General features: G+C 54.9%; 10 protein-coding genes. All 10 read left to right on the top strand.

Annotated elements, in window-relative coordinates:
* The first annotated feature begins 119 nt into the window (after positions 1-119).
* The 10 genes from rplJ (at position 120) to tuf (ending at position 16,287) form a co-directional block, all read left to right on the top strand.
* Positions 120-638, top strand: a complete 519-nt coding sequence (rplJ, locus tag AAC620_RS06495; protein WP_317657485.1) for a 50S ribosomal protein L10 — start codon at positions 120-122, stop codon at positions 636-638.
* 75 nt (positions 639-713) lie between these two features.
* The gene (gene rplL / locus AAC620_RS06490) at positions 714-1,097 is read left to right on the top strand and encodes a 50S ribosomal protein L7/L12 (RefSeq protein ID WP_317657484.1); all 384 of its coding nucleotides are present in this window, start codon (positions 714-716) and stop codon (positions 1,095-1,097) included.
* Positions 1,098-1,347: 250 nt separating this feature from the next.
* On the top strand, positions 1,348-5,484 hold the full coding sequence (gene rpoB / locus AAC620_RS06485) for a DNA-directed RNA polymerase subunit beta (RefSeq protein WP_340243662.1): 4,137 nt from the start codon (positions 1,348-1,350) through the stop codon (positions 5,482-5,484).
* Positions 5,485-5,554: 70 nt separating this feature from the next.
* Entirely contained in the window at positions 5,555-9,784 is a 4,230-nt protein-coding gene (rpoC, locus tag AAC620_RS06480; protein WP_340243661.1) for a DNA-directed RNA polymerase subunit beta', read from the top strand.
* A 144-nt stretch (positions 9,785-9,928) separates the two neighbouring features.
* Positions 9,929-10,672 carry a glycosyltransferase gene (locus AAC620_RS06475; protein WP_340243659.1) on the top strand — a complete coding sequence of 248 codons (744 nt, stop codon included), beginning with the start codon at positions 9,929-9,931 and terminating at the stop codon, positions 10,670-10,672.
* A gap of 154 nt (positions 10,673-10,826) precedes the next feature.
* The gene (locus tag AAC620_RS06470; protein ID WP_340243657.1) at positions 10,827-11,774 is read left to right on the top strand and encodes a DMT family transporter; all 948 of its coding nucleotides are present in this window, start codon (positions 10,827-10,829) and stop codon (positions 11,772-11,774) included.
* A 244-nt stretch (positions 11,775-12,018) separates the two neighbouring features.
* A complete protein-coding gene (gene rpsL / locus AAC620_RS06465) occupies positions 12,019-12,390 on the top strand; it encodes a 30S ribosomal protein S12 (protein ID WP_150420941.1) in 372 nt (123 codons plus the stop codon).
* Between the two features lie 12 nt (positions 12,391-12,402).
* Entirely contained in the window at positions 12,403-12,873 is a 471-nt protein-coding gene (gene rpsG / locus AAC620_RS06460) for a 30S ribosomal protein S7 (RefSeq protein ID WP_317657479.1), read from the top strand.
* Between the two features lie 27 nt (positions 12,874-12,900).
* Positions 12,901-15,024: an elongation factor G gene (gene fusA / locus AAC620_RS06455; protein ID WP_340243654.1), complete on the top strand. Its 2,124-nt coding sequence runs from the start codon at positions 12,901-12,903 to the stop codon at positions 15,022-15,024.
* An 87-nt stretch (positions 15,025-15,111) separates the two neighbouring features.
* Entirely contained in the window at positions 15,112-16,287 is a 1,176-nt protein-coding gene (gene tuf, locus AAC620_RS06450) for an elongation factor Tu (RefSeq protein ID WP_340243653.1), read from the top strand.

The following is a 16,287-nucleotide window of genomic DNA, read 5'->3' as shown; positions in this document are numbered from 1 at the left end:
TTTCCGCAAGGCCGCCGCGCCTTCGGGCGGTCTGGCTCGGGCCCCTCACTTGGACCCGAAGAGGTAGGGAAACCTGCCAAACTTGAGCCGGGGGGTGACCCCCTAATTGGAGTAGAACTGTGGATAGAGCCCAGAAAGAGAGAGTGGTCGAGGAACTCGGCCAAATCTTTGAAAGCTCTGGCGTTGTCGTGGTGTCTCACTACGCGGGCCTCACGGTTGCTGAGATGCAAGACCTGCGCGCGAAAATGCGCGAAGCTGGTGGGTCTGTACGCGTCGCCAAGAACAGGCTCGCCAAGATCGCCCTTCAAGGAACGCCTGCCGAAGGCATTGCCGACCTGATGACGGGTATGACTGTGTTGTCCTATTCCGAGGATCCTGTGGCTGCGGCCAAGGTTGCCGAGGACTACGCCAAGGCGAATGCTAAATTCGTTATCATTGGCGGTGCTATGGGCGGCACTGTGCTTGATCAAGCTGGCGTTAAAGCCGTTGCGTCCATGCCATCCCGTGAGGAGCTTATTGCTTCGATCGTGGGCTGCATTGGGGCACCTGCTTCCAACATCGCTGGCGCAATTGGCGCACCTGCTTCGAATATTGCGAGCATCCTTTCGACCATCGAAGAGAAGGCCGAAGCCGCATAATGCAACCTTGAGACCCGTTATGTTTGGCTATGCCGCATGATGTTGGATCACAAATTTAGATACGGAAACCGAAAAATGGCTGATATCAAAAAACTTGCCGAAGAGATCGTGGGCTTGACCCTTCTCGAAGCACAAGAACTGAAGAACTACCTCAAAGACGAATATGGCATCGAGCCTGCTGCAGGCGGCGCTGTCATGATGGCAGGCCCTGCTGCTGGTGGTGACGCCGGCGCAGCTGCTGAAGAGAAAACCGAATTTGACGTTATCCTGAAATCTGCTGGCGGCAATAAAATTGCTGTCATCAAAGAAGTTCGCGGCATCACAGGTCTTGGCCTCGTTGAAGCGAAGAACCTCGTTGAAGCAGGTGGCAAGGCCGTCAAAGAAGGCGTTGCAAAAGCAGAAGCAGACGACATCAAAGCCAAGCTCGAAGCAGCTGGCGCAGAAGTCGAACTCAAGTAATCATGGAAGGAATGCGCGTGGCGCATTCCCCATGTTGCGATGTGGCTGGGCGGGTTTTTCCTGTCCAGCCATCCTCACCTAGATGAGGGCCTTGGTGGCCAAGACCTTCTTCTAGGTGTGGTGCAGGATCGGGAGCTTGCCGGTGGGACGGCAGGCATGAATGGATCCTCCATCCGCTTGTTTCAAAGCCCCCCGTGCCGTGGCCCCGACGGTGCGCGTGGAGCGAAAGAAACGAAAGGTGTATCAGAGCATGGCTCAGACCTACGCAGGCCAGAAGCGCATTCGCAAATTCTATGGCAAAATCCGTGAAGTATTGGAAATGCCGAACCTCATCGAGGTTCAGAAATCTTCCTATGACCTTTTCCTGAAATCAGGCGACCAAGACACGCCTTTGGATGGTGAAGGCATCAAGGGTGTTTTCCAGTCGGTTTTCCCGATCAAAGATTTCAATGAAACTTCGGTTTTGGAATTCGTGAAATACGAATTGGAAGCCCCGAAGTTTGATGTCGAGGAATGCCAAAGCCGCGATTTGACTTATGCTGCGCCGCTCAAGGTGACCTTGCGTTTGATCGTATTTGATGTTGATGAGGATACGGGCGCAAAATCCGTCAAAGACATCAAAGAGCAAGATGTGTTCATGGGCGATATGCCTTTGATGACGCCAAACGGCACGTTCATCGTGAACGGCACCGAGCGCGTGATCGTCAGCCAAATGCACCGTTCCCCTGGTGTGTTCTTCGACCATGACAAAGGCAAAACCCATTCTTCGGGCAAGCTTTTGTTTGCTTGCCGCATCATCCCTTATCGCGGCTCTTGGTTGGATTTCGAGTTTGACGCCAAGGACATCGTATTTGCGCGCATTGACCGCCGCCGCAAATTGCCAGTGACCACGCTGCTTTATGCACTTGGTTTGGATCAAGAAGGCATCATGGATGCCTATTATGACACTGTGATGTTCCGCTCTGTTAAGAACAAAGGTTGGGCAACCAAGTTCTTCCCCGAGCGCGTGCGCGGCACCCGTCCTACATTTGATCTTGTTGATGCAGCCACGGGTGAAGTCATCGCTGAAGCAGGCAAGAAGATCACCCCGCGCGCTGTGAAGCAGCTGATTGATGAGGGTAAAGTCTCCGAGCTGTTGGTGCCTTTCGATCACATCGTGGGCCGCTTTGTTGCGAAGGATATCATCAACGAAGAAACTGGCGCGATTTATGTCGAAGCTGGGGACGAGTTGACATGGGAAACCGACAAGGATGGCAATGTCACGGGCGGCACGCTGAAGGATCTGATGGATGCGGGCATCACCGACATCCCAATTCTCGACATCGATAACATCAATGTTGGCGCCTATATCCGCAACACCATGGCGGTGGATAAGAACATGAACCGCGAAGGCGCGTTGATGGATATCTATCGGGTCATGCGCCCAGGCGAGCCGCCAACCGTTGAAGCGGCAAGCGCCCTCTTTGACACGCTGTTCTTCGACAGCGAGCGCTATGATCTGTCTGCCGTTGGTCGCGTTAAGATGAACATGCGCCTCGATCTCGATGCGCCTGACACAACCCGCATTCTGCGCCGCGAAGATATCGTTGCCTGCATCAAGGCCTTGGTTGAACTGCGCGATGGCAAGGGCGACATTGACGATATTGACCATTTGGGCAACCGCCGCGTGCGTTCGGTGGGTGAATTGATGGAGAACCAGTATCGCGTGGGTCTGCTTCGTATGGAGCGCGCGATCAAGGAACGTATGTCTTCGGTCGAAATCGACACTGTGATGCCACAGGATTTGATCAACGCGAAACCCGCTGCTGCGGCTGTTCGCGAATTCTTTGGCTCAAGCCAGTTGTCTCAGTTCATGGACCAGACCAACCCACTGTCGGAAGTCACCCATAAGCGCCGCTTGTCGGCTCTTGGGCCTGGCGGTCTGACGCGCGAGCGCGCAGGGTTCGAGGTTCGTGACGTTCACCCAACCCATTACGGTCGTATGTGCCCGATTGAAACGCCCGAAGGGCCGAATATTGGTCTGATCAACTCGCTTGCGACCTTCGCACGGGTGAACAAATACGGCTTCATCGAAACCCCATATCGCCGCGTTGTGGACACCAAAGTGACCGATGAGGTCGTCTACATGTCCGCGACCGAAGAAATGCGCCACACAGTTGCGCAGGCCAACGCGACTTTGGACGCAAGCGGCAAGTTCATCAATGATCTGGTGAACACCCGTCAATCAGGCGAATACACGCTTGCACCGCGCGATCAGGTTGACCTGATTGACGTATCGCCCAAGCAGTTGGTTTCGGTTGCTGCCTCGCTCATTCCATTCTTGGAAAACGATGACGCGAACCGCGCTTTGATGGGCTCAAACATGCAACGTCAGGCGGTTCCGCTGTTGCAAGCTGACGCGCCTTTCGTAGGCACAGGCATCGAAAGCGTTGTTGCACGCGATTCTGGTGCGGCGATCATGGCCAAACGTGGCGGGATCATCGACCAAGTGGATGCAGAACGTATCGTTGTGCGGGCCACCGAAGATCTGGAACTGGGCGATGCGGGCGTGGATATCTACCGCCTTCGTAAATTCCAGCGCTCAAACCAGAACACCTGCATCAACCAGCGCCCCTTGGTGAAAGTGGGCGATCGTGTTGGCAAAGGTGAAGTGATTGCCGATGGCCCCTCGACCGATATGGGCGAATTGGCCTTGGGTAAGAACGTGGTCGTGGCGTTCATGCCATGGAATGGCTACAACTACGAAGACTCGATCCTCATTTCCGAGCGCATCGTGCGTGATGACGTTTTCACCTCGATCCATATCGAGGAATTCGAAGTTGCTGCCCGTGACACCAAGCTTGGGCCTGAGGAAATCACCCGCGACATTCCAAACGTAGGGGAAGAAGCCCTTCGCAACCTCGATGAGGCGGGCATCGTCTATATCGGCGCCGAAGTTGGGCCGGGCGACATTCTTGTTGGTAAGATCACGCCAAAGGGTGAAAGCCCAATGACCCCAGAAGAAAAACTTTTGCGGGCGATCTTTGGCGAAAAAGCGTCTGATGTGCGTGATACATCTTTGCGCCTGCCACCGGGTGATTTCGGGACAGTCGTGGAAGTGCGCGTTTTCAACCGCCATGGTGTCGACAAGGACGAGCGTGCGCTGCAAATCGAGCGCGAGATTGTCGAGCGTCTGGCACGCGACCGCGATGACGAGTTGGCAATTCTTGAGCGCAACATCTATGCGCGCCTCAAGTCCATGCTGCTTGGCAAAACTGCGGTAAAAGGGCCAAAAGGCGTCAAAGCAGGGTCTGAGATCACGGAAGAGTTGCTTGAAACGCTCAGCCACGGCCAGTGGTGGCAGCTTGCCCTTGGTGATGAGAAAGACGCCGCTGAAGTAGAGGCGCTGAACCAACAGTTTGATGCACAGAAGCGCACCTTGGATCACCGTTTTGAGGATAAGGTCGAGAAAGTTCGCCGCGGCGATGACCTGCCTCCAGGCGTGATGAAAATGGTCAAAGTCTTTATCGCCGTGAAGCGCAAGCTTCAGCCAGGTGATAAGATGGCGGGCCGTCACGGCAACAAGGGTGTGATCTCGAAAGTGGTTCCGATGGAGGATATGCCTTTCCTTGCAGATGGCACCCCTGTCGATTTCGTTCTGAACCCTCTCGGCGTGCCTTCGCGTATGAACGTGGGTCAGATTTTGGAAACCCATATGGGTTGGGCCGCACGCGGTCTGGGTCTGAAGATTGACGAAGCCTTGGACGAATATCGCCGCTCTGGTGACATGACGCCTGTGCGCGATGCCCTTAAAATCGCTTATGGTGATGAGGTGTATGGCGAGGCCTTTGCCGATCTGGACGACACAGCATTGGTTGAGTCCGCTTCAACCGTGACCCGCGGTGTTCCGATTGCAACGCCTGTATTTGACGGTGCAAAAGAGGCCGATGTAAACGATGCGCTGACCCGCGCGGGCTTTGACACATCGGGCCAATCGGTTCTTTACGATGGCCGCACGGGTGAGCAATTCGCCCGTCCCGTCACCGTGGGTGTGAAATACCTGCTGAAACTGCATCACCTCGTGGATGACAAAATCCACGCGCGCTCGACAGGGCCATACAGCCTTGTCACCCAACAGCCACTCGGCGGTAAGGCGCAATTCGGTGGGCAGCGCTTTGGTGAGATGGAGGTCTGGGCTTTGGAGGCTTATGGCGCTGCATACACCTTGCAGGAAATGCTCACTGTTAAGTCGGATGACGTTGCAGGCCGCACCAAGGTCTATGAATCGATCGTCAAAGGCGAGGACAATTTCGAAGCAGGCGTGCCTGAATCGTTCAACGTTCTCGTCAAGGAAGTGCGTGGCCTCGGCCTCAACATGGAACTCCTGGATGCGGAGGATGAAGAGTAAGCGGTTGGCGGGGCCCGTCCCCGCCGCTGCCTGATCCCCCATCTCTCTGCCCGAATTCAAGGATTTGAAAATGAACCAGGAACTCACGAACAACCCGTTCAACCCGCTTGTCGCGCCAAAAGCGTTTGACGAGATCAAAGTTTCGCTTGCCAGCCCTGAGCGTATTCTCAGCTGGTCGTATGGCGAGATCAAAAAGCCTGAGACGATCAACTACCGCACCTTTAAGCCCGAGCGTGACGGCCTGTTCTGCGCGCGTATCTTTGGGCCTGTAAAAGATTACGAATGTCTGTGCGGCAAATATAAGCGCATGAAGTATCGTGGCGTTGTCTGCGAAAAATGCGGCGTTGAGGTGACCTTGCAAAAGGTGCGCCGCGAACGCATGGGCCATATCGAATTGGCTGCACCTGTTGCGCATATTTGGTTCCTGAAATCGCTGCCATCCCGCATTGGTCTGATGCTGGATATGACGCTGCGTGATCTGGAGCGGATCCTGTATTTCGAAAACTATGTGGTGATTGAGCCAGGTCTGACCGATCTGAGCTATGGTCAGCTCTTGTCCGAAGAAGAATTCTTGGACGCGCAGGACGCCTATGGGTCTGATGCGTTCCAAGCGAATATCGGCGCGGAAGCGATCCGCGAAATGCTTGCCAATATCGACCTTGAGGCTGAAGCAGCACAGTTGCGCGAAGACCTTAAGGAAGCCACTGGCGAATTGAAGCCGAAGAAGATCATCAAGCGCCTCAAGATTGTTGAGAATTTCATCGAGTCTGGCAACCGTCCAGAATGGATGGTGCTGACAGTGATCCCTGTGATCCCACCAGAATTGCGTCCGCTTGTGCCGCTTGACGGTGGTCGTTTCGCGACATCGGATTTGAACGATCTTTATCGCCGCGTGATCAACCGCAACAATCGTCTAAAGCGTCTGATCGAATTGCGCGCACCTGACATCATCATCCGCAACGAAAAGCGGATGTTGCAGGAATCTGTGGATGCGTTGTTTGACAATGGCCGCCGTGGTCGCGTGATCACAGGTGCCAACAAGCGCCCGCTGAAATCGCTGTCTGATATGCTCAAGGGCAAGCAGGGTCGTTTCCGTCAGAACCTTTTGGGTAAGCGGGTCGACTTCTCGGGTCGTTCGGTCATTGTGACGGGCCCAGAGTTGAAACTGCACCAGTGTGGCCTGCCAAAGAAAATGGCGTTGGAACTGTTCAAGCCGTTTATCTATTCGCGCCTTGAAGCCAAGGGCCTGTCTTCGACTGTCAAGCAAGCCAAGAAATTGGTTGAAAAAGAGCGCCCCGAAGTTTGGGATATCTTGGACGAAGTGATCCGCGAGCATCCCGTTCTTTTGAACCGCGCGCCGACCTTGCACCGCTTGGGCATTCAGGCATTCGAGCCTGTCTTGATTGAAGGTAAGGCTATTCAGCTGCACCCCTTGGTCTGTTCTGCGTTTAACGCAGACTTTGACGGCGACCAGATGGCCGTTCACGTTCCATTGAGCCTTGAAGCGCAGCTTGAAGCCCGCGTTTTGATGATGTCCACGAACAACGTTCTGTCGCCTGCAAACGGCGCGCCGATCATTGTTCCGTCTCAGGACATGGTTTTGGGTCTTTACTATGTGACCATGGAACGCGAAGGCATGAAGGGTGAAGGCATGTCCTTCTCCTCCATCGAGGAGGTCGAGCACGCTCTGACCGCAGGTGAGGTGCATCTGCACGCCAAAGTGACCGCGCGCATCAAGCAAATTGATGACGAGGGCAACGAGGTTTATCAGCGGTTTGAAACCACGCCTGGCCGCTTGCGCATTGGCGCGCTTCTGCCGCTAAACGCAAAAGCGCCGTTTGAATTGGTGAACCGCTTGCTGCGCAAAAAAGAAGTGCAGCAGGTCATCGACACTGTCTATCGCTATTGCGGTCAAAAAGAGAGCGTCATTTTCTGTGACCAGATCATGAGCCTTGGTTTCCGTGAAGCGTTCCGTGCTGGTATCTCCTTCGGTAAGGACGACATGGTTGTTCCTGACACGAAATGGACGTTGGTTGATGAAACCCGCGACCAAGTGAAGGAATTCGAACAGCAATATATGGACGGTCTCATCACCCAAGGTGAGAAATACAACAAGGTGATTGATGCGTGGTCGAAGGCCAATGACAAGGTCACTGACGCGATGATGGCGACCATCTCGGCGAAGAAATTCGATGAGAATGGCGCAGAGTCCGAACCAAACTCCGTTTACATGATGGCCCACTCGGGCGCGCGGGGTTCTGTGACGCAGATGAAGCAGCTGGGTGGTATGCGCGGTCTGATGGCCAAACCATCGGGCGAGATCATCGAGACGCCAATCATCTCGAACTTTAAGGAAGGTCTGACCGTTCTTGAATACTTCAACTCGACCCACGGCGCCCGTAAGGGTCTGTCTGACACGGCGCTTAAAACGGCGAACTCGGGCTACTTGACCCGCCGTTTGGTGGACGTGGCGCAGGATTGTATCGTGCGTATGGTCGATTGCGGCACCGATGCCACAATCACCGCTGAAGCAGCGATCAATGATGGCGAGGTTGTCTCTTCATTGGCAGAGCGGATTTTGGGCCGCTCGGCTGGCGAAGATGTCATCGCACCTGCAACGGGCGAAGTGATCGTCTCCAACGGTGAGCTGATTGACGAGCGCAAGGCAGATGCGGTGGAAGCCGCCGGTCTGGCGTCGATCAAAATCCGTTCGCCTTTGACCTGTGAGGCGGAAGAGGGTGTTTGCGCCGTCTGTTATGGTCGTGACCTTGCGCGCGGCACACGTGTAAACGTGGGTGAAGCGGTCGGTATCATCGCGGCTCAGTCCATTGGTGAACCTGGCACGCAGCTGACGATGCGCACATTCCACATTGGTGGGGTTGCACAAGGTGGCCAGCAGAGTTTCCAAGAAGCTGGTCAAGAAGGCAAAATTGAGTATCGAAACGCCAACACGCTGAAGAACGCCGCGGGCGATGTGATCGTTGTTGGCCGCAATATGCAGATTGCTATCATTGATGATAACGGGGTCGAGCGCGCCGCGTTCAAACTGGGATACGGCACCAAGGTGCACGTGGCCGAGGGCGCCAAAGTGTCTCGTGGCGACCGCTTGTTTGAGTGGGATCCATACACCCTTCCAATCATCGCCGAGAAATCGGGCACAGTGAAATATGTCGACCTCGTCAGCGGCATCGCAGTTCGCGATGAAACCGATGACGCGACTGGCATGACCCAGAAGATCGTGATGGATTGGCGCGCTGCGCCAAAGGGCAATGAACTTAAGCCCGAAATCTTGATCGTGGGTGCCGATGGCGAACCTGTGCGCAATGATCAGGGCAACCCTGTGACCTATCCGATGTCGGTGGACGCCATTCTTTCGGTGGAAGATGGCCAATCTGTCGAGGCGGGTGATGTTGTGGCCCGTATCCCGCGCGAAGGTGCAAAGACCAAGGACATTACCGGTGGTCTGCCGCGCGTTGCGGAATTGTTCGAAGCCCGCCGTCCAAAAGACCACGCCATCATCGCAGAGGTTGATGGTTATGTGCGCTTTGGCCGTGACTTCAAAAACAAGCGCCGCATCAGTGTTGTGCCTGTTGATGAGTCAATGGAGCCCGTGGAATACATGGTTCCAAAAGGCAAGCACATCCCCGTTGTCGAAGGTGATTTCGTTCAGAAGGGCGATTACATCATGGACGGAAACCCTGCACCGCATGATATTTTGCGGATCATGGGGATCGAGGCTTTGGCAGATTACCTCATTGACGAGGTGCAGGACGTCTATCGTCTGCAAGGTGTGAAGATCAACGATAAGCATATCGAAGTGATCGTGCGCCAGATGTTGCAGAAGATTGAAATCCTCGACTCAGGCGAGACAACGCTGCTGAAGGGTGAGCATGTCGACAAGGCGGAATTCGATGAGGAGAACGCCAAAGTCGAAGCCCGTGGTGGTCGTCCAGCGACAGGTGAGCCCGTGTTGCTTGGTATCACTAAGGCCAGCTTGCAGACTCGTAGCTTTATATCTGCGGCGTCCTTCCAAGAGACAACCCGCGTTCTCACCGAGGCTTCGGTGCAGGGCAAGCGTGACAAGTTGGTTGGCCTCAAGGAAAACGTCATCGTGGGTCGCTTGATCCCTGCGGGCACAGGCGGCGCGACACAGCGTGTTCGCCGCATCGCAGCCGAGCGTGACAACAAGGTGATTGAGGCGGCCCGCGCTGAGGCAGAAGCCGCTGCAGCCCTTGCTGCACCAAGCGAAGCTGATCTGGCCGATGCCGCGTCAGACGCTGCAAGCGAAGGCGAAGAGTAAGAGCATCTTGCGCTATGCGCAGTAAGCTATTGAAGCGCCCCGTTGCGATCTCGCAATGGGGCGTTTCCTTTTTTATACCGCCTCTTTCCCGATGCGCGCCCATCTCGTAAGCTTGGGGTGCTAAACTGGGAATGAAAGCGGCATATGGCCAAGGATTTATCCAATCAGATTGTGGGCGTCTGCCGTTTTTCCTATGCGGGCGAAGGTGGCTTTGCTTCGGCCACGATGGAGCAATGGGCGCTAGAGGCCATGCTCTATGATCCTGCGCGCATGAAGCAGCGCTTTGTGTTGTTTGAACAAATCTGCCTCCCGTCCTTGGCCGCTCAAACGGATCAGGATTTCAAATTGATCGCTTTGATCGCGGATACGATGCCCTATCGGTGGCGGCGGCGTCTGAAGGATTTGATGGACCCTTATCCCTTCCTGCAGGTTTGCACCCTTGAGGCAGCGGGGCCTCTAAACTCTACCCGCCGCGCCTTTCGGCGTGGGTGGGATCGGCATTCGAAATTCATCACGGGGTTTCGCATTGATGACGATGATGCCGTGGCCTGTGACTATATCGCCAAGACACGCGCGGTCGCAGATCAGTTGTTGAAACTGGGGTGGGCTGATGAAGACACGCCTGCCGCTATCGCCTTTCATCGCGGCATTTATTGGAACATGAATTCCCAAGAAAAACCCTATTGGGAATTTTCGGAAATCGGCCCTTTGGGATTGGCCAGCGCGATGGTCACGCATAATGACAGTCTCGCCAATGTTTATCGGTGGAACCATCGCAAGATTGCGGCCAATGTGCGCACATGGTGCGACCCAAATGATGTGATGTTCGTGCGCACGCTGCATGGGGTGAATGACAGTGATCGTTCTATCCCCCCACTGCCGAGTTGATGGAGATCACCAAAGCACAAACCCTGATGCGCGACCGCTTTGCGCTGCAACCGATCAAGACCCTTGCTGCGCTTGCGCGATTGCGCGAAAGTGACCCCAATAGTGACGATGACTGAGCCTAGATTTCCGCTCAGACCACCAAGGAGCGCGGTTTTTGACACCCAATATCAAGGGCGCATTGCTGATGTCAGGCGCCATGGCCGCCTTTACGCTCAATGATACATTGGTGAAACTGGTCACTCAGACTGTGCCACTGTTTCAGATGATCTTTTTGCGGGGGGTTCTGACAGCCATTATGATGGTGGCCCTGCTTTGGTGGATGGGGAAGCTGCGCTTTCACATTCCACCTGTGGATCGCGGCAAGGTCATCGGCCGCATATTGGCCGAAATAGCCGCCATGATCACCTTTATGATTGCATTGATCCATATGCCTTTGGCCAATGTTGCCGCAATTCTGGCGGCTTTACCGCTAAGTGTGACATTGGTTGCCTTTCTCGTGTTCCGCGAACCTGTGGGGTGGCGGCGGATGCTGGCCATTACGGTTGGTTTTGCGGGTGTCATGTTGATCGTAAAACCCGGGGGCGAGGGGTTCACCATCTACTCCATCTATGCGCTGATGACTGTGGGTTTCGTGACCATTCGTGATCTTCTGACCCGCCGCTTGTCACCCGAGGCCCCCTCGATGGGTGTGGCATTTATTACGGCCATTGCTGTTGGCCTATCGGGTGGGGTTTTGTCCATCAGTGAAGATTGGCAACCGATAAACATGATTGAGGCGACCTATATCATTGGCGCTGCAATCTGCATCATTGGGGGTTATCTGTTTTCTATCATGACCATGCGCGTGGGTGAAATTGGCGTGGTCGCGCCGTTTCGCTATACAGCCCTTGTTTGGGCGCTAATTTTGGGGTTCTTCGTGTTTGGGGATTGGCCCGATCTTTTGACCTTAATTGGGGCTGCGATTGTCGTGGCCTCGGGCATTTTCACGCTACTGCGTGAACATCGCGTGGCGCGCCGTGCTGAACGGTTGGCGGCCTCGCTGACGGCAACCGCAGTGGCCGATGTCCCAATATCTGGCCCGTCTCAAATGCAGCGGGACTAGCGCAGACCCTGCCGCTGTTGACACCCCATACGATTCCCCCTATACGCCGCGCCATAAGCGGCATTTTGCGCCTTGCGCGAGCTTGCCCAAGATACAGAACTGAGTGGTCATGATCCAGGCGATTTGATGCCTCGATCCTCTGAGAATTCCACCGCGGCGGCCTCCAGGTAGGGAAAGGGCGCTTGCGGTTTTGGTGTTTTGCATACGCAAGATGCCCTTTGACATGAGCAAGACGGGGAACCGAATGCCTACGATTCAACAGCTGATCCGTAAACCACGGCAGCCCAAAGTAAAACGCTCCAAGTCGCAGCACTTGGAATCCTGCCCGCAGAAGCGCGGCGTATGCACACGCGTCTACACCACGACGCCAAAGAAGCCGAACTCAGCTATGCGTAAGGTTGCCAAGGTGCGCCTGACGAATGGTTTTGAGGTCATCAGCTACATTCCTGGTGAGAAACACAACCTCCAAGAGCACTCTGTTGTTCTGATCCGTGGCGGCCGTGTGAAAGACCTTCCAGGTGTGCGTTATCACATTCTGCGCGGTGTGCTTGATACGCAGGGCGTTAAAGATCGCCGTCAGCGTCGTTCGAAATATGGCGCGAAGCGTCCGAAGTAAGAGGATACAGACATGTCCCGTCGTCACAGCGCTGAAAAACGCGAAGTTTTGCCCGACGCCAAATTTGGTGATCGTGTTCTGACAAAGTTCATGAATAATCTGATGATCGATGGTAAAAAATCGGTCGCAGAAAAGATCGTTTACAACGCGTTTGATCGCGTTGAGCAGCGTCTCAAGCGCGCGCCTGTGGAAGTGTTCCACGAAGCGCTCGACAACATCAAACCTGCTGTTGAAGTGCGCTCCCGCCGTGTGGGCGGTGCGACCTATCAGGTTCCCGTTGAAGTGCGCCCTGAGCGCCGTGAAGCGCTTGCGATCCGCTGGCTGATTAATGCGGCCCGTGCCCGTAACGAAAACACCATGGAAGAGCGCCTTGCAGGCGAATTGGTGGATGCGGTCAACGCACGCGGCGCAGCCGTCAAGAAACGTGAAGACACCCACAAGATGGCGGATGCGAACAAAGCGTTCAGCCATTATCGTTGGTAATTTTAATTCTAGCCTGAGGACCACCAGATGGCACGCGAATATCCGCTGGAGCGCTACCGCAACTTTGGGATTATGGCCCATATTGACGCGGGCAAAACCACAACCACAGAACGTATCCTGTATTACACAGGCCGCTCGCATAAGATCGGCGAAGTGCATGATGGCGCGGCCACCATGGACTGGATGGAGCAGGAGCAGGAGCGTGGGATCACCATTACCTCCGCTGCGACCACCACGTTCTGGCAGTGGCAAGAAGACCCATCCGCGGAAGGCACTTCCGACACAAAGTTCCGTTATAACATCATCGACACACCGGGACACGTTGACTTCACCATCGAAGTTGAGCGTTCTTTGGCTGTTCTCGATGGCGCGGTTTGCTTGCTTGATGGTAACGCAGGCGTTGAGCCTCAGACGGAAACCGTTTGGCGTCAGGCGGATCGCTACAAGGTTCCCCGTATCGTGTTCGTCAACAAGATGGACAAGATCGGCGCTGACTTCTTCAACTGCGTGAAGATGATCAAAGACCGCACAGGTGCAACACCTGTTCCTGTGAACTTCCCCATCGGTGCCGAAGACAAGCTGGAAGGCATTGTCGACCTGATCACGATGGAAGAATGGGTTTGGGAAGGCGAAGACCTTGGTGCATCTTGGAAGCGCCAGCCAATCCGCGCTGACCTGCAGGATACCGCTGACGAGTGGCGCTCGGTCCTGATCGAGAATGCGGTTGAGCAGGACGATGCGGCGATGGAAGCCTATCTCGAAGGTAACGAGCCAGACATCGCGACCCTGCGCAAGCTGATCCGTAAAGGCACCTTGTCCTTGAGCTTTGTGCCTGTATTGGGCGGCTCTGCATTCAAGAACAAAGGCGTTCAGCCTTTGCTCAACGCTGTGATTGACTTCTTGCCCGGCCCTCTCGATGTGGTCGACTACATGGGCTTTAAGCCAGGCGATGAGACGGAAACCCGTAACATTGCACGCCGCGCAGATGACAACATGGCCTTTGCAGGTCTGGCGTTCAAAATCATGAACGACCCGTTTGTTGGCTCCTTGACCTTTACCCGTATCTACTCGGGCAAATTGGAAAAGGGCGGTTCTATCCTCAATGCGACCAAAGGCAAAAAAGAGCGTGTTGGTCGTATGATGATGATGCACTCCAACAACCGCGAAGAGATTGATGAGGCCTTTGCAGGCGACATCATCGCCTTGGCAGGTCTGAAAGAAACCACAACAGGTGACACGCTTTGCGATGCGGCAGATCCTGTGGTTCTCGAAACCATGACCTTCCCCGATCCTGTGATCGAGATCGCGATTGAGCCAAAGACAAAGAACGACCAAGAGAAAATGTCTCAAGGTCTTCAGCGTCTGGCGGCAGAAGACCCCTCTTTCCGTGTGGAAACTGACCTTGAATCAGGCCAGACCATCATGAAGGGCATGGGCGAATTGCACCTCGACATTCTGGTGGATCGTCTGAAGCGTGAATTCAAAGTGGAAGCGAATATTGGTGCGCCTCAGGTGGCCTATCGCGAAACCATTGGTCACGCGGTTGAGCATACTTACACCCACAAGAAGCAGTCGGGTGGTTCGGGTCAATACGCGGAAGTTAAGTTGGAAATCACGCCAACTGAGCCTGGCGAAGGCTATAGCTTTGAGTCGCGCATCGTTGGTGGTGCTGTTCCTAAGGAATACATCCCTGGTGTTGAAAAGGGCATCCAGTCCGTTATGGACTCTGGCCCGCTCGCAGGCTTCCCTGTGATCGACTTCAAAGTCGCGCTTTTGGACGGTAAATTCCACGATGTGGACTCCTCCGTTCTCGCCTTCGAAATCGCATCTCGTATGTGTATGCGCGAAGGTCTGAAAAAAGCAGGCGCGAAACTGCTTGAGCCGATGATGAAGGTCGAGGTGGTCACCCCTGAAGAATACACAGGGTCGATCATTGGCGATTTGACATCGCGCCGTGGTCAGGTTTCTGGCCAAGAGCCACGCGGTAACGCTGTTGCGATCAATGCCTTCGTTCCGTTGGCGAATATGTTTGGCTACATCAACACTCTGCGTTCGATGTCTTCGGGCCGCGCGCAGTTCACCATGCTGTTCGATCACTACAATCCTGTTCCGCAGAACATCTCGGACGAGATTCAATCGAAATATGCCTAAACCAGGGTGGCGGGGTGAACCCCGCCCTACCCACCAACCGTAGGGCGGGCAGTTTCCCGCCGCTCTGAACAAGACAAGGAGGCCATCATGGCAAAGGAAAAGTTTGAACGTAATAAGCCGCACGTGAACATTGGCACGATTGGTCACGTTGACCACGGCAAGACGACACTGACAGCGGCGATCACGAAGTATTTTGGTGATTTCAAGGCGTATGATCAGATTGACGGCGCCCCTGAAGAGAAGGCGCGCGGGATCACGATTTCGACTGCGCACGTTGAGTATGAGACAGATGCGCGTCACTACGCGCATGTGGACTGCCCTGGTCACGCTGACTATGTGAAGAACATGATCACCGGTGCGGCACAGATGGACGGCGCGATCTTGGTTGTGAACGCGGCGGATGGCCCTATGCCACAGACGCGCGAGCACATTTTGCTTGGTCGTCAGGTTGGTATCCCTGCGATGGTTGTTTACATGAACAAAGTCGATCAGGTTGATGACGAAGAGTTGTTGGAACTTGTTGAGATGGAAATCCGCGAGCTTCTGTCTTCTTACGACTTCCCTGGCGATGACATTCCTGTTGTTAAAGGGTCTGCTTTGGCGGCGATGGAAGGCCGTGACGCAGAGATTGGTGAGAACTCGATCCGCGCGTTGATGGAAGCTGTTGACAGCTACATCCCAACGCCTGCACGCGCAGTTGACCAGCCATTCTTGATGCCAATTGAAGACGTGTTCTCGATTTCTGGCCGCGGCACAGTTGTGACGGGCCGTGTTGAGCGTGGTGTGATCAATGTGGGTGACGAGATTGAGATCGTTGGTATCCGCGACACCTCCAAGACGACCTGCACAGGCGTTGAGATGTTCCGCAAGCTGCTTGACCGTGGTGAAGCGGGCGACAATATCGGCGCGCTTCTGCGTGGTGTTGACCGTGAGGGCGTTGAGCGTGGTCAGGTTCTCTGCAAGCCAGGTTCTGTGAAGCCACACACGAAGTTCGAAGCTGAGGCCTATATCCTCACGAAGGAAGAAGGTGGTCGTCACACCCCATTCTTCGCGAACTACCGTCCTCAGTTCTACTTCCGCACCACGGACGTTACCGGCACTGTGACCCTGCCTTCTGGCACGGAAATGGTTATGCCCGGCGACAACCTGAAGTTCGAAGTCGAGCTGATCGCCCCCATCGCGATGGAAGATGGTCTGCGCTTCGCCATCCGCGAAGGCGGCCGCACAGTCGGCGCAGGCGTGGTCTCCAAAATCATCGCTTAA

Source organism: Roseobacter sp. HKCCA2468, from assembly GCF_037805105.1.
Classification (GTDB): domain Bacteria; phylum Pseudomonadota; class Alphaproteobacteria; order Rhodobacterales; family Rhodobacteraceae; genus M30B80.
Note: the sequence above shows the minus strand (reverse complement) of the source record. Positions and strands in the feature narration are given on the sequence as shown.

What these genes read in the sequence shown, in the direction of transcription:
- rpoC (WP_340243661.1), top strand. Translation starts at nt 5,555, where the DNA reads ATGAACCAGGAACTCACGAACAACCCGTTCAACCCGCTTGTCGCGCCA.
- rpoB (WP_340243662.1), top strand. Translation starts at nt 1,348, where the DNA reads ATGGCTCAGACCTACGCAGGCCAGAAGCGCATTCGCAAATTCTATGGC.
- AAC620_RS06475 (WP_340243659.1), top strand. Translation starts at nt 9,929, where the DNA reads ATGGCCAAGGATTTATCCAATCAGATTGTGGGCGTCTGCCGTTTTTCC.
- tuf (WP_340243653.1), top strand. Translation starts at nt 15,112, where the DNA reads ATGGCAAAGGAAAAGTTTGAACGTAATAAGCCGCACGTGAACATTGGC.
- fusA (WP_340243654.1), top strand. Translation starts at nt 12,901, where the DNA reads ATGGCACGCGAATATCCGCTGGAGCGCTACCGCAACTTTGGGATTATG.
- rpsL (WP_150420941.1), top strand. Translation starts at nt 12,019, where the DNA reads ATGCCTACGATTCAACAGCTGATCCGTAAACCACGGCAGCCCAAAGTA.
- rplL (WP_317657484.1), top strand. Translation starts at nt 714, where the DNA reads ATGGCTGATATCAAAAAACTTGCCGAAGAGATCGTGGGCTTGACCCTT.
- rpsG (WP_317657479.1), top strand. Translation starts at nt 12,403, where the DNA reads ATGTCCCGTCGTCACAGCGCTGAAAAACGCGAAGTTTTGCCCGACGCC.